Consider the following 842-nt stretch of genomic DNA (forward strand, 5'->3'; position numbering starts at 1 on the left):
GCAGTCGGTGTTCTTACTCAGTACAGGCCCCACATTCTTTCCCGTCACATTGGGATTGGTCGTCCCTGGGATCTCGACAGAAAGGACGGTGGAGTTGTAATCCTCCCTCCATTTATAGCTCAAGGAGACTCAAACTGGTACAAGGGAACTGCTAACGCAGTCTTCCAAAACATTGATTTCGTTGATGATTTTGACCCGGAACTTCTTGTAATACTCTCTGGCGATCATATCTATTCAATGGATTACAACGAGATGATAGATTATCATCTCTCCAAGGGCGCAACTGGAACCGTAGCATGTATGCGCGTGCCGCTTTCTGAGGCACACAGATTCGGCATGATGATTACGGATTTCGAGAACAAGATAACGGATTTCCAGGAGAAGCCTAAGGAACCAAAGTCGGATCTCGCCTCTCTTGGCATCTATGTCTTTGACTGGAAGTTCCTGCGTGAAAGACTTATACAAGACGAGAAGGACCCCGAAAGCGACAACGACTTTGGAAAGAATATCTTGCCAAAAATCGTCCAAGACAACGCCGGGAAACTATTTGCCTTCGTTTTCGAGGGTTACTGGAGGGACGTCGGAACAATTGAATCATTGTGGGAGGCAAATATCGAACTGACCAGGCCCATCCCTCCATTCAATCTTCACGATCCCTCCTGGAGGTTCTATACTCAAACCGAGGAGTATCTGCCTGCCTACGTTGGCACGAGCTCATACGTAAGAAACTCTTTGATTAACGAAGGCGCGGAGATCTACGGACGGGTCGAAAACTCTGTAATCTTTCAAGGAGTTCAGATTGGCGAGGGCTCGCTCGTGAAAAACTCTGTGGTTATGACAAA

At 47.4% G+C, this 842-nt stretch carries 1 protein-coding gene; it reads left to right on the forward strand.

The annotated features are described in order from the left end of the window. Positions 1–842 (forward strand): sugar phosphate nucleotidyltransferase (locus BG32_RS15120; RefSeq protein ID WP_121527080.1); only part of this gene is annotated, 842 nt, incomplete at both ends.

Source organism: Mesotoga sp. HF07.pep.5.2.highcov (assembly GCF_003666285.1).
In the GTDB taxonomy this organism is placed as follows: domain Bacteria; phylum Thermotogota; class Thermotogae; order Petrotogales; family Kosmotogaceae; genus Mesotoga; species Mesotoga prima.